Consider the following 16607-nt stretch of genomic DNA (forward strand, 5'->3'; position numbering starts at 1 on the left):
CGAAAAAAATAGATGAAATGTATGATGAAGTTTTAAGTGCATTAAAATTTTTCTTATCAGACATAATAATTTATAAGAAATTCCAATTGAGTGAGGAATTTCTAAAATTATGTATTGTTATAGGATGATTAAAATGTGGGACACGATTGTTTCGTATGTACCTGAGTGGAAAGTTTTTATACAAGCCTTTATCGTACTGTTCATTCCATATATAATTTCAAGATTTTTTAGTTGGATTCGCGCATTAGAAAAAGAATAATATAACGAACTACATCCAAGTGAAAACAAATATTGATATGTAAAGAAGAATGGTATAAGAAGATTTTTTGGAGAAAGAGTGATGAAGGTGAAAGCTCAAGATTCAATGGTTAATCAAAGTAAAAATCAAAGTAATACATATGAAGATGAGCCTACTAAAGTTCCTGAAGCCTATTTTACAGGTGATTTCAACTTAGATTTAGAGGTAATAAAAAAAGAGGCTCTTGATAATTCGGACGTTTATTGTCGAGAGTTTAATATCGGCGGGACTAGCATCAGGGCAGTTCTTGTTTTTGTAGAAGGGCTGTCAGATAAAGATCTTATTGATATGCACATTATGAAATCATTAATGTGTAATTTTCCTGATGAGTATAAAGATGAATCATCTAATATGAAAGATAGTGTTTCAAAAGAGTTTATTAAAAACCGAGTTCTTCCTATTAGTGGAGTGGAAGAAGTACAATCTGTGCAAAAAATGATGTCAAAGGTGTTAATGGGTTCAACGGCATTATTAATTGATGGATTATCAGATGTTTTCATACTTAATACAAAAAAAGGAAAAACACGTAATGTTGAAGAGCCAGTATCAGAAGGGTCGGTCAGAGGTCCACGGGTAGGTTTCACAGAAATTTTGTCGGACAATACTGCTTTGTTACGGTTACACGGTGAAAATGAAGGATTATCATTAGTGAAATTTCATGTAGGAGAACGGGCTAAGAAAGACTTGGTTGTTGCCTTTATGAAAGAGATTGCTGATCCAGAATTAGTAGAAGAAGTTAAGAAGAGAATTGAGAAAATTAATATTGATAATGTGCCAGAATCAGGTTATATAGAACAACTTATTGAAGATAATTATCTTAGTCCTTTCCCGCAAGTACAGAGTACGGAACGTCCTGATAAAGTTATCGCTGCATTAATGGAAGGAAGGGTTGCAATTTTATTAGATGGAACACCTTTTGTATTAATTGTTCCGGTTACATTTAGTATGATGATGCAATCACCCGAAGATTATTATGAACGCTGGATACCAGGTACGCTGATTCGGTTATTGCGCTTTGGAACGGCTATTATTTCTCTATTTGCTCCCGCTCTGTACATTTCATTTATTTCATTCCATCCTGGATTGATTCCAACTAAGTTAGCCATTTCAATTATAGGAGGGCGAGAAGGCGTCCCGTTTCCTGCAATTATAGAAGGATTATTTATGGAAATTGCAATTGAAATTTTACGAGAAGCAGGGCTACGACTACCTAAGCCTATTGGTTCAGCGATGGGAATTGTAGGAGGATTAATCATTGGGCAATCAGCTGTATCAGCTGGAATTGTGAGTCCAATAATGGTAATTGTTGTGGCGGCCACAGCTATTTCTTCTTTTGCACTTTCGCATTATAGTACAGCAATTCCATTACGTATTCTTCGCTTTGTAGCAATGTTTTCCGCCGCAATATTTGGATTATATGGAGTTATTCTGTTTTTCCTCTTTATATGCAGTCATATTGCAAGGCTTAAAAGTTTTGGTGTACCTTATGCTAGCCCGGCTGTCTTATATCAATTTAGTGATTGGAAGGACTTTATCGTTCGTATGCCAATACAGATGATGAAGCGACGTCCCAAAATGTTGAATTTAAAAGACTATGTACGGAAAGGAAGTGAAGAAGAATGATTACTAACTCAAAGGATAAAATTCCTACTTCACAAGCAGCTGTTATTCTTATCAATTATATACTTGCTATCGGAATTCTCACTTTACCTAGAACAGCAGCTGAGAAAGTGCATACACCTGATGTTTGGATAACGGTTATTTTAGGAGGATTAATTGCGATAGTTGCAGGCATAATTATCGTGAAGTTAAGTCAACAATTTCCTGAAAAAACATTTTATCAATACAGCCAAGAACTTGTAGGGAAATGGCTTGGGGTGTTAATTAGTTTATTGATTATCGGTTACTTTTTAACACTTTCGTCATTTGAACTTAGATCGTTGGAAGGTATAACAAGTTTCTTTCTACTAGAAGGTACACCTGACTGGGCTATTATTATGCCGTTTATGTGGATATGTCTATATCTAAATTTAGGTGGAATAAATGCGATAGCACGTTTATTTGAAATTATTTTTCCAATTACAGTTTTTATTTTCTTAGTGACATCTTTTATGAGTATAGGAATATTTGAACTCGATAATCTTCGTCCTGTATTAGGATTAGGGATTGTTCCGGCATTAAAAGGCCTAAAAACAACAACTATGGCATATTCGGGTGCTGAAATTATGTTGTTACTTTTAGCCTTTATGAAGAAGCCATCTCAAGGTGTAAGGGTTGTAATAATTGGCACTATGATTCCTTTACTTTTTTATGTCATTACAGTTGTAATGGTTATTGGTGCATTTTCTATCGATGGGGTATTGATGAGAACATGGCCTACAATTGATCTTATGAGAAGTTTTGAAATTCAAGGTTTAATTTTTGAACGGTTCGAATCTTTGCTATTAGTGATATGGATTATGCAAATCTTTGCAACATATACGATTTGTTATTATGCAGCTGCTTTAGGGTTAGCGCAGCTTTTTAATAAAAATATTCATTTCTTCTTGTATGGATTACTCCCAGTCATATATATCGTTGCCGCAATTCCAAAAAACATAAATGAGTTATTTGAATTTGGAAATTTAATTAGTAACGCAGCAATAATTTTATTTGGTATTCTTCCGTTTCTTCTCCTTATGATTTCGAAGGGGAGGAAAAAAAGGCATGAACCAAAATGTTAAAGGTAGAAAAATTATTATAAGAATAACGTCAATAGTTTTTCTCTTATTACTTACAGGATGTTGGAGTAGTCATGAAATTGAGGAGTTAGGTTTCGCCGTAGGTTTAGCAATAGATAAAGAAAAGGAAACAAAGATTGAGAAAGAAATTGAAGAAAAGGGCGGCGGATATAAAAAGAAGAATTTAATAACAACCACCTATCAATTTGTTAAAGCACAATCATCATCAGACGGAGGGAAAGGTGGAGTATCACAACAAAAAGCTTATATGAATGTTGCAGAAACAGGAGATTCTCTTCATCAATCAATACGTGAAGTTGCATTAAGAAGGCAAAGGCCTATCATTTTTCATCATACGAAAGTAATAGTTGTTAGTGAAAGTATCGCCCGAACATATAATTTAACGCAGTTATTGGACATCTACGTTCGTGATAATGAGATGAGACCTAGTTGTTTTATTATGGTTAGTAAAGGGCTAGCTAGTGATGCGTTACAATCAAAAGAACCAGGGGAAATTCCAGCATTTCGCTTGATTGATATCGAGGATAATCAATATAGATCCTCACGAATTTTACCACCGATGCCGCTTGCTAAACTACCAGGAAAGGTGAAATCTGGCGCGAGTTTTCTTTTACCGAATGTGATTTCTATAAACGGAGAAGTGAAATATGTAGGTGCAGCTGTTATGAAAGGGAGTACAAAAAAACTCCGTGGTTTTTTGAACGAGAATGAATTAGAAGGACTAATGTGGATAACTGCAAAAGGGAAAAGTGGCTTGGTGAAAAGTTATGATAAAAAGACGGGAAAATTAGTTATGTATGAAGTAAAAACTATGAAAAGTAAAATTACGCCCCATGTAAAAGGAGATAAAATTTCTTTTGATGTAAATGTTCAGTCTGTGGGGCGATTATCTGAAAGTTGGGCGGAATCCGAGGGAGCTTTTAAAAACGCATTTCTCAAAAGAGTGGAGCAAGAAGCGGAGCAAGAAGTGAAGCGATTAGTGCACCGTACATTACAGAAAATTCAAAAGGAATATAAAACTGACGTTGCTGGCTTTAATACTAGTTTGAAAATCGAGTATCCAAAAGTATGGAAGAAAGTTGAAAAGGATTGGGATAAAGTATTTAGTAAAACTCCAATCAAATATAATGTGAAGTTAACAATTGAAGATTATGGTACGGAAGGTGCATAACGAAGAAACGACAAAAAATATATAAAAGCTCTAAATCGTGGACTTTTATTAATGCTCACGATTTAGAGTTTTTATGTAATGTAGGTCTAATTGTATTAAATCAATTAGTAGATATTAAATGTTTTATTTTAATGTTCTTTATTTTATAATTATTTCTAGATGATATTAAGGGGGATTCAAAATGGCTATGATATTTATTGAAAAAGCTACAATCTTAGATGCCGAAAAGTTGACAGAAATAATGAAAAGAACATTCGATGAAGAAGCAAAACAATGGCTATGTGGCCAAGAGGGTGTAATAGATTATAACATTCAACCACCAGGATATTCTTCAATTGAGATGACTATGTATTCGATCGAAGAATTGGATTATTTTAAAGTGATAATGGACGAAGAAATTGTCGGTGGAATTATAGTTACGATTTCTGGTAAGTCTTACGGTAGAATTGATCGTATATTTGTAGATCCTAAACATCAAGGAAAAGGGATTGGATCACAGGTTATTGATTTTATAGAAGAAGAGTTTCCAAGCGTAAGAATTTGGGATCTTGAGACGTCTAGCAGACAAATTAATAATCATCATTTTTATAAAAAAATGGGCTTTGAAACGATTTTTGAAACGGAAGATGAATATTGTTATGTGAAGAGAATAAAGACAGCTTCAAGCGAAGAGAACTTAGTTAATAATAATGATATGAAAACTGGGCGATATGAAAACTGTAATTTGGCAAATTCAGAGTATTATCAAGTGAATTTAAAAGATAGCTCATTTGTTTATAGCAATGTAATGAATATTAATATGAGTAATTGTAATTTAAGTCAATCAAAGTTTAAAAATATAAATTTAAGGAACTCCTCATATGCAGATTTAAATCTTTCGGGCAGTAAATTTAATTTGGTGACTTTAGGTGGAGTTCAATTCAAGAATACAAATCTTGGAGCGGAAAAGGAACCTATTTTATTTGATAGATGTGATTTGGAAGGATGTACAATAAGTAACAGTAATCTTAAAAACGTTGAGATAGAAAATTGTAATATAACTGGTATGAAAATAAACGGTATTCCAGTAGAAGAATTGCTTGAGTTGTATAATCGGGTGAAAAATTAAACAAAAAAACACTTAGTATCTTCTAAGTGTTTTTTTTATTTTGAACGAGAGAATATAAGAGATGATGTTCAAAAAATGAATATTATATCGAAATAATTATATAAAAATAACACAAAGAAATAAGGGTAGACAGGATTTTAATATTGGATATTAGAATATGATAATTGAATGGAGGGGAGAAAGATGCGGATTAACGTTAGAGCAGTAGAAACACAGGATGCTAGAGCAATTCATCGTATATGCATTCAAGATGATGTTTTACCATATATGGTTTTCCTACCTAGTATGCGTGTAGATGCAATGGAGAATAGAATTCGAAATTTAGCACAGAATCAATTTGAATTTGTAGCAGAATATGATGGAGAAGTTGTTGGATTTGTCGGTTTAACCCAAAGTCCAGGACGAAGATCTCACTCGGGTGATTTATTCATCGGAGTAGATAGTGAATATCACAATAAGGGAATTGGAAAAGCACTTCTTACAAAAATGCTTGATTTAGCTGATAATTGGCTAATGTTAGAGCGAGTGGAGCTTGGTGTATTAGAAACGAATCCTAGAGCCAAAGTATTATATGAAAAATTTGGATTTACCGAAGAGGGTGTAAAGGTTGGGAATTTGAAGGCTCATGGGAAATTTGTTAACGAAATCATGATGAGTCGTTTTAGACCAAATGGTTTGATTGTACATAATAAATAGAGGTGTAAATTGAACGGAAATATCGATTTGTTTTGAAAAAAGTATGGCAAAAGGACGCCATGCTTTTTTAGTTTGTTAAAAATAAAGAGCAATTTTTATTTAACGGATGTTTTAACGGGTGAAGCATTAGGAATCATCTTGATCCGGAAAGCATATGACTTAATAGAATCTATTTCTATGTGCAAGGGGAATGCATATGTGGAAAATTCAAAAACCTTGAAAAAACCATCGCATAAGTATATTTAAATTTTATTTATTTTCATACATAGCATAATTGCGCATTCAAGGAACAAGGAGTGATTGTAATGTCGACAGACCAACCTATTCCTGGACATTTTATTATGGACCCACAGCGGGCTATGCTGTTGCCACCGGAATTGAAAGCAGCTCCACCTGAATCATTAACAGAACAATTATTTATTGAACGATCTATAACTGAAAATAGATTTTGGTTACGTATTATGAAAGAGCATGCTTTGTTTCTTGGTGAGGGATTTAACCGTAACGATAAAAATTTAATTCAGCAGGTAGAACAATTTTATAATCAGTTTGATAGGCAGCTGCAAAAAGCATTTACTATTCCACAAACTGTTCAAGCGGTAAGGCAATTAAATGAAGAAAGCATTCAGTTAGTGTATGCTTTTCGTAATTATAAAAGAAATTTACTTATTTTAATCATCAATTGTAAAGTGAAAGGGTTTAATTTCCCACTTTTAGTGGATCATGTTGCACGAGAAGCAGAATATTTTATGCGGACACTTCAAAAGTTTAACGAAGGGAAAATGGATCCTATTCAAGATGCGATTATTAGTGAGAATGTTTTCTGGCTGCGTATTATGATGGAACACTCACGTTTTATTGGATCATTACTGGATCAATCGGAAAGAAATCTTGTTCATACAGCGTTGAAATTCGGTGATGATTTCGAAATTCTGCTTAACCAAGCTAGAGATGTTGAATCAATGTTATATCAAAAAGAACCGACATATCCAATTATAGGGAAAATGAATAAAGATAGTGAAAACGCCACTGTTGAGTTAAGGAATTTCAAAAAAGCAGGATTAGAGTTAATTCAAACATGCCAAATTCGAAGTGTTATTAATCCATTGCTTGCTGATCATGTTACAAGAGAGGCAGAGCATTTCCTCTTCATGATTCATGTATTGGAGCAAAGGCTAAAGCAAAAGCAAGTGGAACAATCCCCACAATAATAAATAAACAAGAAAAGCATGGCAAACTAATGCCATGCTTTTCTTGTTTATCCCGCTATTTGTGGGCAGTAAAACTCCCACCTCAAAATTCGGCTGGAGCAAAGAAGTTAGGTGGGAGATCAACTGCCCGTAAACGCCAGATTGGTGAAGGCTAATAATCAGCGGGGGATGAACAAAACCCCCACTGATTAAAGTTTCACTTTATAAATTGTGATTTGATTGTTTCGGTTGTAATAAAAATGATGCTAATCCAATGAAAATAAGTAGAATTCCTAGTCCTTGCTGTAAAGAAATTGTTTCATCTAAAATGAAATAGGCTAGCATACAAGTTCCAATTGTTTCTCCCAAAATACTCATCGAGATAACCGTAGCACTCATCCATTTTAATAACCAATTGAAAATTGTTTGTCCTAAAATCGTTGCAATGAATGCAAGACCTATAAAGGACCACCATGTTTGTGCAGTGTAATTGAAGAAAGATGACTGCTGTGTGTAAGCAAATATACCGAGAAAGAGTGAACTGCTGCCATAACTAATTACCGAGTACGGTATTAGGGATAGGTCTTTACGAACATGTTGACTAATGAAAAAGTAAGCTGTTATGACGCCAGCAGCAATAAAAGCTAAAATATCGCCGTATAAAGCCTCGCCACTGATTTGAAAATCTTGCCACCCAATCACGATACTTCCTGAAATTGCAATAAGGCAGCCTATAATCGCACCTTTCGTAAACCGTTCCTTAAATAAAAAATAACCACCGACCATTGAAAATAAAGGTTGCAACGTTACGATAACTGTAGAACTTGCTACAGAAGTATACTGTAATGATTCAAACCATAGGACATAATGAGTTGCTAGAAATAATCCAGATAAGAGTCCAAATCCCCATTGCTTTTTTGATAATGAGCGAAGTTCGCTTCGATTGTTTGTATTAAATATTAGAAACGGTAAAAGAATTACCGTAGCAAACAATAATCGATAAAAAGCAGTGATTGCTGCAGGGGCATCTGCTATTTTTACGAAGATTGCTGAAGTTGATAAGGCGAACACGCCGAAAAATAAGATGAAATATGAAAGAATAGGTGATTTCAAAGTTTGTCCCTACGTTTTGTTGTTTATTATAATGAACTGTATATAATATAATGTACAAAAGTTAGTATATAAGCCTAAGCTGAAATAAGGAAGGATTAATTGCCACTGTTTAGTATGTCAGCACAAAAGGGATGAAAGATGTATTATGATGGACGAAAGGAAGTTTTAAAAATGATTCATTATCGACTAGGTCAAACTGTTTTAAGTTATCGTAAGAAAAATAATATGACAATTCGTGAATTTGCTGATTATGCAGGAATCAGTACTTCACTTATTAGTCAAATTGAAAGAGGACATGCCAATCCTTCTTTAAATGTATTGGAATTAATAGCGAAAGCATTAAATGTACCGCTATTTACTCTTTTTATTAATGATATTGATACAGACTCGCTTATTTCTAAGAAGAAAGATCGGAAAAAAGTATATCGAGAAAATAATGATCATATTGTTTATGATGTATTAACACCAGATTTTATGAAAGCTCGTATTGAAATGTTAATGATGGATTTAAATGGATATGCAAATACAACAGAAAGCCACTATTCCCACGAAGATAAGGAAGAAATTGCAGTTGTAATGAAAGGGGAAGTGTATGTGGAATTGGAAGGGAATGAATATTTTTTAGAAGAAGGAGATGTTGTCCGTATTCCACCGAACGTGAAGCATAGATTTTTGAATAAGAGTGACGAAATGAACCGCATCTTATTTGTATTAACACCTTCGTTAAGCTAAGATAGTAGCTATCTAAAAATAGAGATATAAACTAAATAAATGGTAACATAATAGAAAATTTGAATTACGTAAAACTTCGCACTTGTAATTAATCAACCTTCCATAAATACATACACATTTGATTTTCACTTTGTACGTTAGAGAAAATAAGAAGTTTGACAAAAGAAAAAAACAAAAATATGATAGTGCCATGACTATCAAACAAAATAATTCAGATGAACAAAGAATGTTTCAAGAGTTTTCACCTGGCTTTTTGGCGACTTTATAGATGCTAAAAAGCCATTTTTATTAGGGCTTAGAGGGGATAATAATAATGGGAAATATAAATGTATTAAAAGATGGACTTTCAATTATATCTCAGTGTAAAAAAGAAACAAATGATATTTGGCATGCGCATTTCGGAGCAGCTGCAATTGCTAGTTATTTTTTTACTAAAAACAATAACATTGATGAAAAAACTGCCTGTAACATTTATTCTCAAGCGAAAATGATGCTCCATAAGCAAAGGTTAGGCGAAACAATTGATAATAAACAAGGTGTCAATTATCAAAGTGCTGAAGAAACGATAATCAAATCTTTGGAACAAACGATTGATGAACTCCATTGGGTTGGTCATAATGTAATTTACGCTTCTTTAAGTTTACTAGCCATTAAGGAGTTAAGTCATTGGGGGAGTGAGCAAGATATTAATAATATAGCAAACCTTATATTATCGTTTCAAAAAACAATTCCCGGTAGGTCTTGGATTGGTTTTACAACTAAAGAAGTAAAGCAATTAAGTATAAGTAATGATGAGATTCAAAGTGAAATTAAAAACCCAAAGCAATTATCAAAATTTATTTTAAATGAGTTATCAAAATTTCATGTTATATATAAGGCGGAATCACATCACGATTTAATTGGCCATATGCTTACCTTTTCACATGCGATTAATGTATTATATGACTTAGGGCATATGGAATTATTTCAACGAGGAATAAAACCACTATTAAAGCTAGTTTATGTACTTAGAAAAAGTCGCAATTTAATGCCGAATGCCCAAATAATATTGAATTCTCCTGTAGATCGTTTACCGCTCACAAAAGCAAAACAAGTTGATACACTTCCGCTAGATAATGCATTCTGGCTTAAAGACTACAGTGAATTTAATTGGGATTTTGGGCACATATTTAAATTTTCATATAGTTATTTTGATCACTTAACAAGGGTTCCAGAATATAAAGATAAAACATTTGAGAAATTCTGTTGTATATTAATGAGTAAAAGTCTCTAACTAATAGTAATTGGCAAGTATTCATAAGCTTCAGTAACATATTTATAAAAATACGAAAGTTTTTTGTAATAACTTATAATATTTTACGTGAGAGGATGTAGAATATGTTTATTTCTGTTACTAGAATGCGTCTAAAAGGAAAAAGGATGTTACCGTTCTTTTTTATATATACAACGAGAGCTGGATTACAGGCGAATAAAGCGAATGGCTTAATACATTCTTCATTTGCAAAAGAAGGATGGCATACGTTTTGGACGTTAACGGTTTGGGAGAATAAGGAATGTATGAAAGAGTATCGTAGTAATGGAAGCCATTTACAAGCCATGAAAATAGCAAGAAAGATAGCGAATGAATTAGAATTTACAAATTGGGAAAGTGATACGATTCCAAAGTGGGCTGATTGTAAGGACGTGTTACATAATAAATATGGTAGAAAATTATAATGATCTGTAATAAGGGACTTAGTTTAAGTCTCTTTTTTTGTTAGTAATATATTATTTTTTCAAATATGTAAGATTTTACATTAGTATGAGACTTTTACTTATTATGTAAGTAGGCTATACTAAAGTACATATATTTTAAAATTGGAGCGAATAAAGACGACATGGAGTTAGTAAAGTTAGAAAAAATAATTGAATTGAAAAAAGAAGAATTATTGAATCTAGTCTCAAATTATGGACTTCAATATGAAAAAGTAATAGCACTCAGCCAAGAAATTGACAAATTAATAAACTGGTTTATGTTTTTAAAATAGAAAGAACTATGACGTGAGTTGAATATGTTATAGTTCTTTTTTATTCATATATATTGTCTAATTTCTTACAGAATGCGCAAGCTGCTAGTCGAATATGAGGGATTTTGGGTATAATATAATAGGATTTATTAAATGTATCGGTTAGGAGCGCAGCAAATATGAAAACAGTCGTTGTCATCGGTGGAGGTATTACTGGACTTTCTACTATGTTTTACTTAGAAAAATTAAAGAAGGATTATAATATAGATTTAAATTTAATCCTTATTGAGAAAGAAGAGTATTTAGGTGGTAAAATCCACAGTGTGGAAGAAAATGATTTTATTATGGAATCTGGAGCGGATTCTATCGTAGCTCGTAATGAACATGTTTTGCCGCTTGTAAAAGATTTAAATTTAGAAAATGAAATGGTATATAACGAAACAGGCATTTCTTACATATACTCTGATAATATATTACAACCAATTCCTGCTGACACTATACTTGGGATTCCTATGAGTGTTGAATCATTATTTAGCAGTACGCTAGTCTCAAAAAAAGGGAAAATCGTTGCTTTAAAAGATTTTATTACGAAAAATAAAGAGTTTACAAAGGATACATCACTTGCTGTATTTTTAGAAAGCTTTTTAGGGAAAGAGTTAGTGGAAAGACAAATTGCGCCTGTGCTTTCAGGTGTATATTCCGGTAAATTGAATGAGCTTACAATGGCATCTACGTTACCATATTTACTTGAGTATAAAAATAAATACGGAAGTATTATTAAAGGTTTTGAAGGGAATAAAAAACAATTTCAATCAGCAGGAAATAAAAAATTTGTATCATTTAAAAGTGGACTATCTACGATTATTAATCGCTTAGAAGAAGTGCTGGCGGAGACTGTAATTAAAAAAGGTGCTGTAACAACATCGATAAGTAAAAAAGGGGATCGGTATGAGGTTTCTTTTGCAAATCATGAGACAATACAAGCTGACTATGTCGTTTTAGCAGCTCCACATGATATCGCACAAACTTTATTACAGTCTAATGAGTTAAATGAGCAGTTTAATAAGTTTAAAAACTCATCTCTTATTAGTATTTACTTAGGTTTTGACATACTAGATGAACAACTACCGGCTGACGGCACAGGTTTTATCGTAACGGAAAACAGTGATTTACATTGTGATGCTTGCACATGGACAAGCAGGAAGTGGAAACATACATCGGGTAAACAAAAGTTATTAGTAAGAATGTTTTATAAGAGCACTAATCCAGTATATGAAACGATCAAAAGTTATAGTGAAGAGGAATTAGTACGAGTAGCTTTATATGATATTGAAAAGAGTCTTGGAATTCAAGGTGAACCAGAAGTAATTGAAGTTACAAATTGGAAAGATTTAATGCCGAAATATCATTTAGAACATAATCAAGCTGTTCAATCATTACAAGAAAAATTGGCCGCTCTTTATCCTAATGTATACTTAGCTGGAGCTTCATATTACGGTGTAGGAATTGGTGCTTGTATTGGAAACGGAAAGAATACTGCCAATGAAATAATTGCGACATTGAATGAACAGTCAAAATAATAATATTAAATACATATGTAAATAAAATGTCCCTCCATTATGTTGGAGGGACATTTTATTTGTAATTATTTCACATTAATTGCAATCTTTTTATGAGATGTTTTATTTTCTTTAATAGTTAATATTATTTTTCCAGATTCTTCAAAGGAATACGGTGAGAGTTGATAAAGTTCTTTAATATTATGTTCTTCTTGTAATTTATTTGTAGGTATTATTGTTATATTAGGCTTCCATGTTTTCTGTTTGCCTGAAGGGTAGTCTACTATTATTTCTGGATTATTTAATTGTATTGTTTCCCAAGAGACAAAATACAGTTCAACTGCTGTATCTTTTTTTAGTAATTCTTCTGAAAAATAACCAAACTCACCAACATTACCGAAAACAGTAAAATTTTGATTTTGTAATTTAATATCTAAATATCTAGGTTGATATGTTGCAGCGTGATACATTCCGTATGAAAGAGAGAGTGTGGCAGCGATTAATATACCAACTGAAAATGTCGTAAAGCTATTTCCTTTAAAACTAGTCATCATGAATGAGTTTGGTGTGAATTTTTTTGCGAATAAAAAAATGAGTAAAATGAGCAAGAGGGATAAACCGATGAAAATATACATAAGAATTTTACACCTCCATAATAAAAAAACTTATTTTCTATATTTTAACATGAATGTATGAATTAGGTTGTCGTTTTAGAAGGGAAAGGAGGATATGGTATCGAAATTATAAAATAGCTTAGTACGAGCGGAGTGATAGAAATGAAAAGAATAAAATATATTTTTAAGTGAAGATGAGAAAAGAGTAACAGGAGGGGTGTAATTGTTACAGCCCTTTCCGAACGAGAAAGCCCATTGCCTTTAGGCATGGGATGAAAGTGAGGTTGGATACGGAGTACCACTAAAAATCGCAAGGTTCGTGGTACTTTAAGTATCCAAAGTATAGGTAGTTTCTCTAAGTCTTTTTGTTGTGATTTTCTGAGAATAAAAGATATATTGTAACGAGAATAAATGATTATAGAAGAACGGTTCAAAGTGTTTGAGAGAAAAATCTTCTCGTCTCATGCAGTTGCAAAGTTTATGGACACGTTCTCATTTTGTTTCTATTGCAGAAATGTATTAAATGAATGATGTTGAAAATCAAAAAACAAGGGGATGAAACGTATGTCACAGACCCTAACAGTGAAAGTGAAATTGATTCCAACAAAAGAACAAATCCGTTTATTAGAACAAAGTAGTCACGAATATATCAAAGTTATAAATACACTTGTATCGGAAATGGTTAAAGCAAAGAAAAGTACGAAAAAAAGCACAAAAAATATTGAAGCAAATATCCCAAGTGCGGTGAAGAATCAAGCGATTAAAGACGCAAAAAGTTTGTTTGCTACAAAAGTAAAGAAAAGCCATTATAAAATCATTCCGATTCTAAAGAGACCTGTTTGTGTATGGAACAATCAGAATTATTCATTTGACTCTACTCATATTTCAATCCCGTTTAAGAGAAATGGAAAATCGACTCGTGTAAAAATCCGAGCTTTATTAAGCGATAAAAACAATCGCAATCTGAATCTGTTAAAACATAAATTAGGTACACTTCGCATCACAATGAAATCGAATAAGTGGATGGCCCAAATATCTGTCACGCTTCCTACAAATGAAAGGGTAGGAACGAAAATTTTAGGAGTAGACTTAGGTCTCAAGGTCCCCGCGGTAGCAATCACAGATGATGATAAGATTCGTTTTTTTGGAAATGGTAGGCAAAACAAATGTAAGAAGCGTAAGTTTCGGTGTATTCGTAAGAAATTAGGAAAAGCCAAAAAAGTGAATGCGATTCGGCGATTGGATGATAAAGAACAAAGATGGATGCAAGATAAAGATCATAAAATAAGTCGTGAAATCATTAATTTTGCGATTGCAAATCATATTTCTGTCATTCGATTAGAACAATTAACGAATATAAGACAGACGGCAAGAACAAGCCGTAAAAACGAAAAAAACCTACACACTTGGTCATTCTATCGTTTGTCAAAATTTATTGAATATAAAGCGATATTAGCTGATATTCAGGTTGAATATGTGAATCCAGCTTATACAAGTCAAAGCTGTCCGAAATGCGCTGAAAAGAACAGGGCACAAGACAGAAAGTACAAGTGTCAATGTGGGTTTGAGACACACCGTGATATCGTTGGGGCGATGAATATTCGCTACGCAACTGTGATTGATGGTAACAGTCAATCAGCCTAAGCACCTATATGGTCTGGTTTAGGAGGGGCAATGAGATGCCCTCATCTTGAAGGCTGTTCAAAACAGAAATGGACTGCGAACGCTTAGTCATTCAAGAATCCCACCCGTAATTCCGTAAGGATTCGGGCTTGCGACTTTAGTCGTGGGAGTCTCAAGTACTCTTGAAGCGAAAGAAATGATTCAATTAAATAAGAGGCAAAAGATTATTGATATTGGAATTGGAACGGGTGCATTTGCTTCATTAGTAAGTGAAAATGAGGAAAAGCGTCGCTAGAAATGTTTGATTTGTGGGACATTGAGGACTTTCCTAATTATAAATACTTTTTCTGCTATAATAAATTAGTAGAGAGAAAGGAGTGATCCTATGGTTATGGCATTTCCTATATTAGAAACGGAACGCTTGCGCTTAGTTGAAATAGAACAATCTTATTGTCAAAAAATATATGAAATATTCTCATTGGATGAGGTAACGTGTTATTACGGTATGAATTCTTTTACTGAGTTTGGACAAGCTTCACGTATGATTGAATCTTTTTCGAAAAATTACTTTGAGAAAAAGGCAATGCGTTGGGGGATTGTATTAAAAGACACAAATACTTTAGTAGGAACAATTGGATTAAATAATTTACAACTTTGGAGTAAACGCTCAGAGATTGGATATGATTTGCATCCTCGTTATTGGGGGAATGGTTATGCTTCTGAAGCTGCTCGAGAAATTATTACGTATGGATTTCGAGATTTAGGTTTATTTAGAATTGGAGCTATTACATATCCTGAAAATATAACTTCGTGTAATATGTTATCTAAATTAGGTTTTCAACAAGAAGGGCTGTTACGCGGATACATTCATCAAGGAAATAAACAACACGATGCATTAATGTATTCTATTGTACGAACAGATGTAGAGGATATTCATTATTAATAAAAAAGCCCCTCTTATTTAAAATAAGAGGGGCTTGTAAAAATTAACCTATTTTAGGTAATAAACGTTCTCCACTTTTCATACTACTTTTACATAAAGGGCATTTAGGCTCTTCTTCAAATGAAAAGTTCTTTCTCATCCATCCTAAACAATCCTCTGATTCACATTCCCAAACAGGGGTTTGTTCTGGTGGTACTTCTGCTACATCGTTCTTTCGATTGCGATACATGTAACCACTCCTTTTATGTAAAAATTTTTAGTTATATATTAAAAAGGTTGTTAACCGAGCTGGTAACAACCTTTTTATTGATTGAATTATAGCTTTACAACGTTTTTAGCTTGAGGTCCACGGTTACCGTCTTCAACTTCGAAGCTAACTTCTTGACCTTCGTCAAGAGATTTGAAGCCGTCGCCAGTGATAGCTGAGAAGTGAACGAACACGTCGCTACCGTCTGCAACTTCGATGAAACCGAAACCTTTTTCGCTGTTAAACCATTTTACTTTACCTGTTAATGTCATGGTAATGCCTCCTAAAATTTAAAAAGATTACAATATGATCGGCCTTATTCGATTGAAAATAAAAGTTCACATATTATCAAAAATCCATAAGGAGTACAAAACATTCCTGATTGATACTTGATAATATGCAAAGAAAGTATAATGTTAAATTGACCTTAATTACTATCTTACAACAAATGGTGGGAAATAGCAAGTGCTGGTAATACCAATAAGTAATATGAGGAGAAATTGGTAAAAGGCACAAAGACATCTCTTTTATTTATATATTATTCCAAATCTGGATTTATTCTAAAC

17 protein-coding genes are annotated in these 16607 nt (G+C 33.1%); 13 read left to right on the top strand and 4 right to left on the bottom strand.

The annotated features are described in order from the left end of the window. The first annotated feature begins 340 nt into the window (after positions 1 to 340). The 6 genes from NSQ47_RS06540 to NSQ47_RS06565 all read left to right on the top strand — a co-directional run bounded on the left by NSQ47_RS06540 (position 341) and on the right by NSQ47_RS06565 (position 7225). A complete protein-coding gene (locus tag NSQ47_RS06540; protein WP_341036396.1) occupies positions 341 to 1921 on the top strand; it encodes a spore germination protein in 1581 nt (526 codons plus the stop codon). Beyond that, positions 1918 to 3021, top strand: coding sequence for a spore germination protein (locus NSQ47_RS06545; RefSeq protein ID WP_341036398.1), 1104 nt, complete (start codon positions 1918 to 1920; stop codon positions 3019 to 3021). Before NSQ47_RS06540 ends, NSQ47_RS06545 begins: the two co-directional genes overlap by 4 nt. After that, positions 3005 to 4210: a Ger(x)C family spore germination protein gene (locus NSQ47_RS06550; protein WP_341036399.1), complete on the top strand. Its 1206-nt coding sequence runs from the start codon at positions 3005 to 3007 to the stop codon at positions 4208 to 4210. Before NSQ47_RS06545 ends, NSQ47_RS06550 begins: the two co-directional genes overlap by 17 nt. Before the next feature lie 181 nt (positions 4211 to 4391). Next, positions 4392 to 5318, top strand: a complete 927-nt coding sequence (locus tag NSQ47_RS06555; RefSeq protein ID WP_341036401.1) for a GNAT family N-acetyltransferase — start codon at positions 4392 to 4394, stop codon at positions 5316 to 5318. A 183-nt stretch (positions 5319 to 5501) separates the two neighbouring features. Further along, entirely contained in the window at positions 5502 to 6014 is a 513-nt protein-coding gene (locus NSQ47_RS06560; RefSeq protein WP_341036402.1) for a GNAT family N-acetyltransferase, read from the top strand. Positions 6015 to 6319: 305 nt separating this feature from the next. Continuing rightward, positions 6320 to 7225: a DUF2935 domain-containing protein gene (locus NSQ47_RS06565; protein WP_002109881.1), complete on the top strand. Its 906-nt coding sequence runs from the start codon at positions 6320 to 6322 to the stop codon at positions 7223 to 7225. Between the two features lie 201 nt (positions 7226 to 7426). On the opposite strand, the gene NSQ47_RS06570 is transcribed toward NSQ47_RS06565, so the two are convergent. Then, positions 7427 to 8317 (bottom strand): DMT family transporter, encoded by an 891-nt coding sequence (locus tag NSQ47_RS06570; RefSeq protein WP_246908466.1) that lies wholly within the window; start codon positions 8315 to 8317, stop codon positions 7427 to 7429. Between the two features lie 138 nt (positions 8318 to 8455). Here NSQ47_RS06570 and NSQ47_RS06575 point away from each other — a divergent pair, with 138 nt between their 5' ends. From NSQ47_RS06575 to NSQ47_RS06595, 5 genes are all read left to right on the top strand, one after another. Beyond that, positions 8456 to 9049 (top strand): helix-turn-helix domain-containing protein, encoded by a 594-nt coding sequence (locus tag NSQ47_RS06575; protein WP_033710369.1) that lies wholly within the window; start codon positions 8456 to 8458, stop codon positions 9047 to 9049. 313 nt (positions 9050 to 9362) lie between these two features. Next, positions 9363 to 10322: a hypothetical protein gene (locus NSQ47_RS06580; protein ID WP_002157861.1), complete on the top strand. Its 960-nt coding sequence runs from the start codon at positions 9363 to 9365 to the stop codon at positions 10320 to 10322. A gap of 104 nt (positions 10323 to 10426) precedes the next feature. Beyond that, on the top strand, positions 10427 to 10765 hold the full coding sequence (locus NSQ47_RS06585; protein ID WP_002109886.1) for a hypothetical protein: 339 nt from the start codon (positions 10427 to 10429) through the stop codon (positions 10763 to 10765). A 161-nt stretch (positions 10766 to 10926) separates the two neighbouring features. Beyond that, on the top strand, positions 10927 to 11076 hold the full coding sequence (locus NSQ47_RS06590) for an aspartyl-phosphate phosphatase Spo0E family protein (protein WP_341036403.1): 150 nt from the start codon (positions 10927 to 10929) through the stop codon (positions 11074 to 11076). Between the two features lie 158 nt (positions 11077 to 11234). Then, on the top strand, positions 11235 to 12635 hold the full coding sequence (locus NSQ47_RS06595) for a protoporphyrinogen oxidase (protein ID WP_341036404.1): 1401 nt from the start codon (positions 11235 to 11237) through the stop codon (positions 12633 to 12635). Positions 12636 to 12700: 65 nt separating this feature from the next. Here NSQ47_RS06595 and NSQ47_RS06600 read toward each other — a convergent pair whose 3' ends face one another. Beyond that, the gene (locus NSQ47_RS06600; RefSeq protein ID WP_078181906.1) at positions 12701 to 13249 is read right to left on the bottom strand and encodes a hypothetical protein; all 549 of its coding nucleotides are present in this window, start codon (positions 13247 to 13249) and stop codon (positions 12701 to 12703) included. A gap of 543 nt (positions 13250 to 13792) precedes the next feature. Between NSQ47_RS06600 and NSQ47_RS06605 the strand changes: the two genes are divergently transcribed. Together NSQ47_RS06605 and NSQ47_RS06610 are read left to right on the top strand one after the other, a co-directional pair. Then, positions 13793 to 14872, top strand: a complete 1080-nt coding sequence (locus tag NSQ47_RS06605; protein WP_341036405.1) for an RNA-guided endonuclease InsQ/TnpB family protein — start codon at positions 13793 to 13795, stop codon at positions 14870 to 14872. 370 nt (positions 14873 to 15242) lie between these two features. Next, positions 15243 to 15794, top strand: coding sequence for a GNAT family N-acetyltransferase (locus tag NSQ47_RS06610; protein WP_033710605.1), 552 nt, complete (start codon positions 15243 to 15245; stop codon positions 15792 to 15794). A gap of 43 nt (positions 15795 to 15837) precedes the next feature. Here NSQ47_RS06610 and NSQ47_RS06615 read toward each other — a convergent pair whose 3' ends face one another. Beyond that, positions 15838 to 16023: a cold-shock protein gene (locus NSQ47_RS06615; RefSeq protein WP_000286202.1), complete on the bottom strand. Its 186-nt coding sequence runs from the start codon at positions 16021 to 16023 to the stop codon at positions 15838 to 15840. An 86-nt stretch (positions 16024 to 16109) separates the two neighbouring features. After that, positions 16110 to 16313, bottom strand: a complete 204-nt coding sequence (gene cspD, locus NSQ47_RS06620; RefSeq protein ID WP_002012849.1) for a cold-shock protein CspD — start codon at positions 16311 to 16313, stop codon at positions 16110 to 16112. Positions 16314 to 16607: the final 294 nt, after the last annotated feature.

The organism is Bacillus sp. FSL R10-2780, from assembly GCF_038006125.1.
In the GTDB taxonomy this organism is placed as follows: domain Bacteria; phylum Bacillota; class Bacilli; order Bacillales; family Bacillaceae_G; genus Bacillus_A; species Bacillus_A cereus_U.

Coding starts and splice junctions, on each gene's coding strand:
- NSQ47_RS06540 (WP_341036396.1), top strand. CDS start 341: ATGAAGGTGAAAGCTCAAGATTCAATGGTTAATCAAAGTAAAAATCAA.
- NSQ47_RS06545 (WP_341036398.1), top strand. CDS start 1,918: ATGATTACTAACTCAAAGGATAAAATTCCTACTTCACAAGCAGCTGTT.
- NSQ47_RS06550 (WP_341036399.1), top strand. CDS start 3,005: ATGAACCAAAATGTTAAAGGTAGAAAAATTATTATAAGAATAACGTCA.
- NSQ47_RS06555 (WP_341036401.1), top strand. CDS start 4,392: ATGGCTATGATATTTATTGAAAAAGCTACAATCTTAGATGCCGAAAAG.
- NSQ47_RS06560 (WP_341036402.1), top strand. CDS start 5,502: ATGCGGATTAACGTTAGAGCAGTAGAAACACAGGATGCTAGAGCAATT.
- NSQ47_RS06565 (WP_002109881.1), top strand. CDS start 6,320: ATGTCGACAGACCAACCTATTCCTGGACATTTTATTATGGACCCACAG.
- NSQ47_RS06575 (WP_033710369.1), top strand. CDS start 8,456: ATGTATTATGATGGACGAAAGGAAGTTTTAAAAATGATTCATTATCGA.
- NSQ47_RS06580 (WP_002157861.1), top strand. CDS start 9,363: ATGGGAAATATAAATGTATTAAAAGATGGACTTTCAATTATATCTCAG.
- NSQ47_RS06585 (WP_002109886.1), top strand. CDS start 10,427: ATGTTTATTTCTGTTACTAGAATGCGTCTAAAAGGAAAAAGGATGTTA.
- NSQ47_RS06590 (WP_341036403.1), top strand. CDS start 10,927: ATGGAGTTAGTAAAGTTAGAAAAAATAATTGAATTGAAAAAAGAAGAA.
- NSQ47_RS06595 (WP_341036404.1), top strand. CDS start 11,235: ATGAAAACAGTCGTTGTCATCGGTGGAGGTATTACTGGACTTTCTACT.
- NSQ47_RS06600 (WP_078181906.1), bottom strand. CDS start 13,249: ATGTATATTTTCATCGGTTTATCCCTCTTGCTCATTTTACTCATTTTT.
- NSQ47_RS06605 (WP_341036405.1), top strand. CDS start 13,793: ATGTCACAGACCCTAACAGTGAAAGTGAAATTGATTCCAACAAAAGAA.
- NSQ47_RS06610 (WP_033710605.1), top strand. CDS start 15,243: ATGGCATTTCCTATATTAGAAACGGAACGCTTGCGCTTAGTTGAAATA.
- NSQ47_RS06615 (WP_000286202.1), bottom strand. CDS start 16,023: ATGTATCGCAATCGAAAGAACGATGTAGCAGAAGTACCACCAGAACAA.
- cspD (WP_002012849.1), bottom strand. CDS start 16,313: ATGACATTAACAGGTAAAGTAAAATGGTTTAACAGCGAAAAAGGTTTC.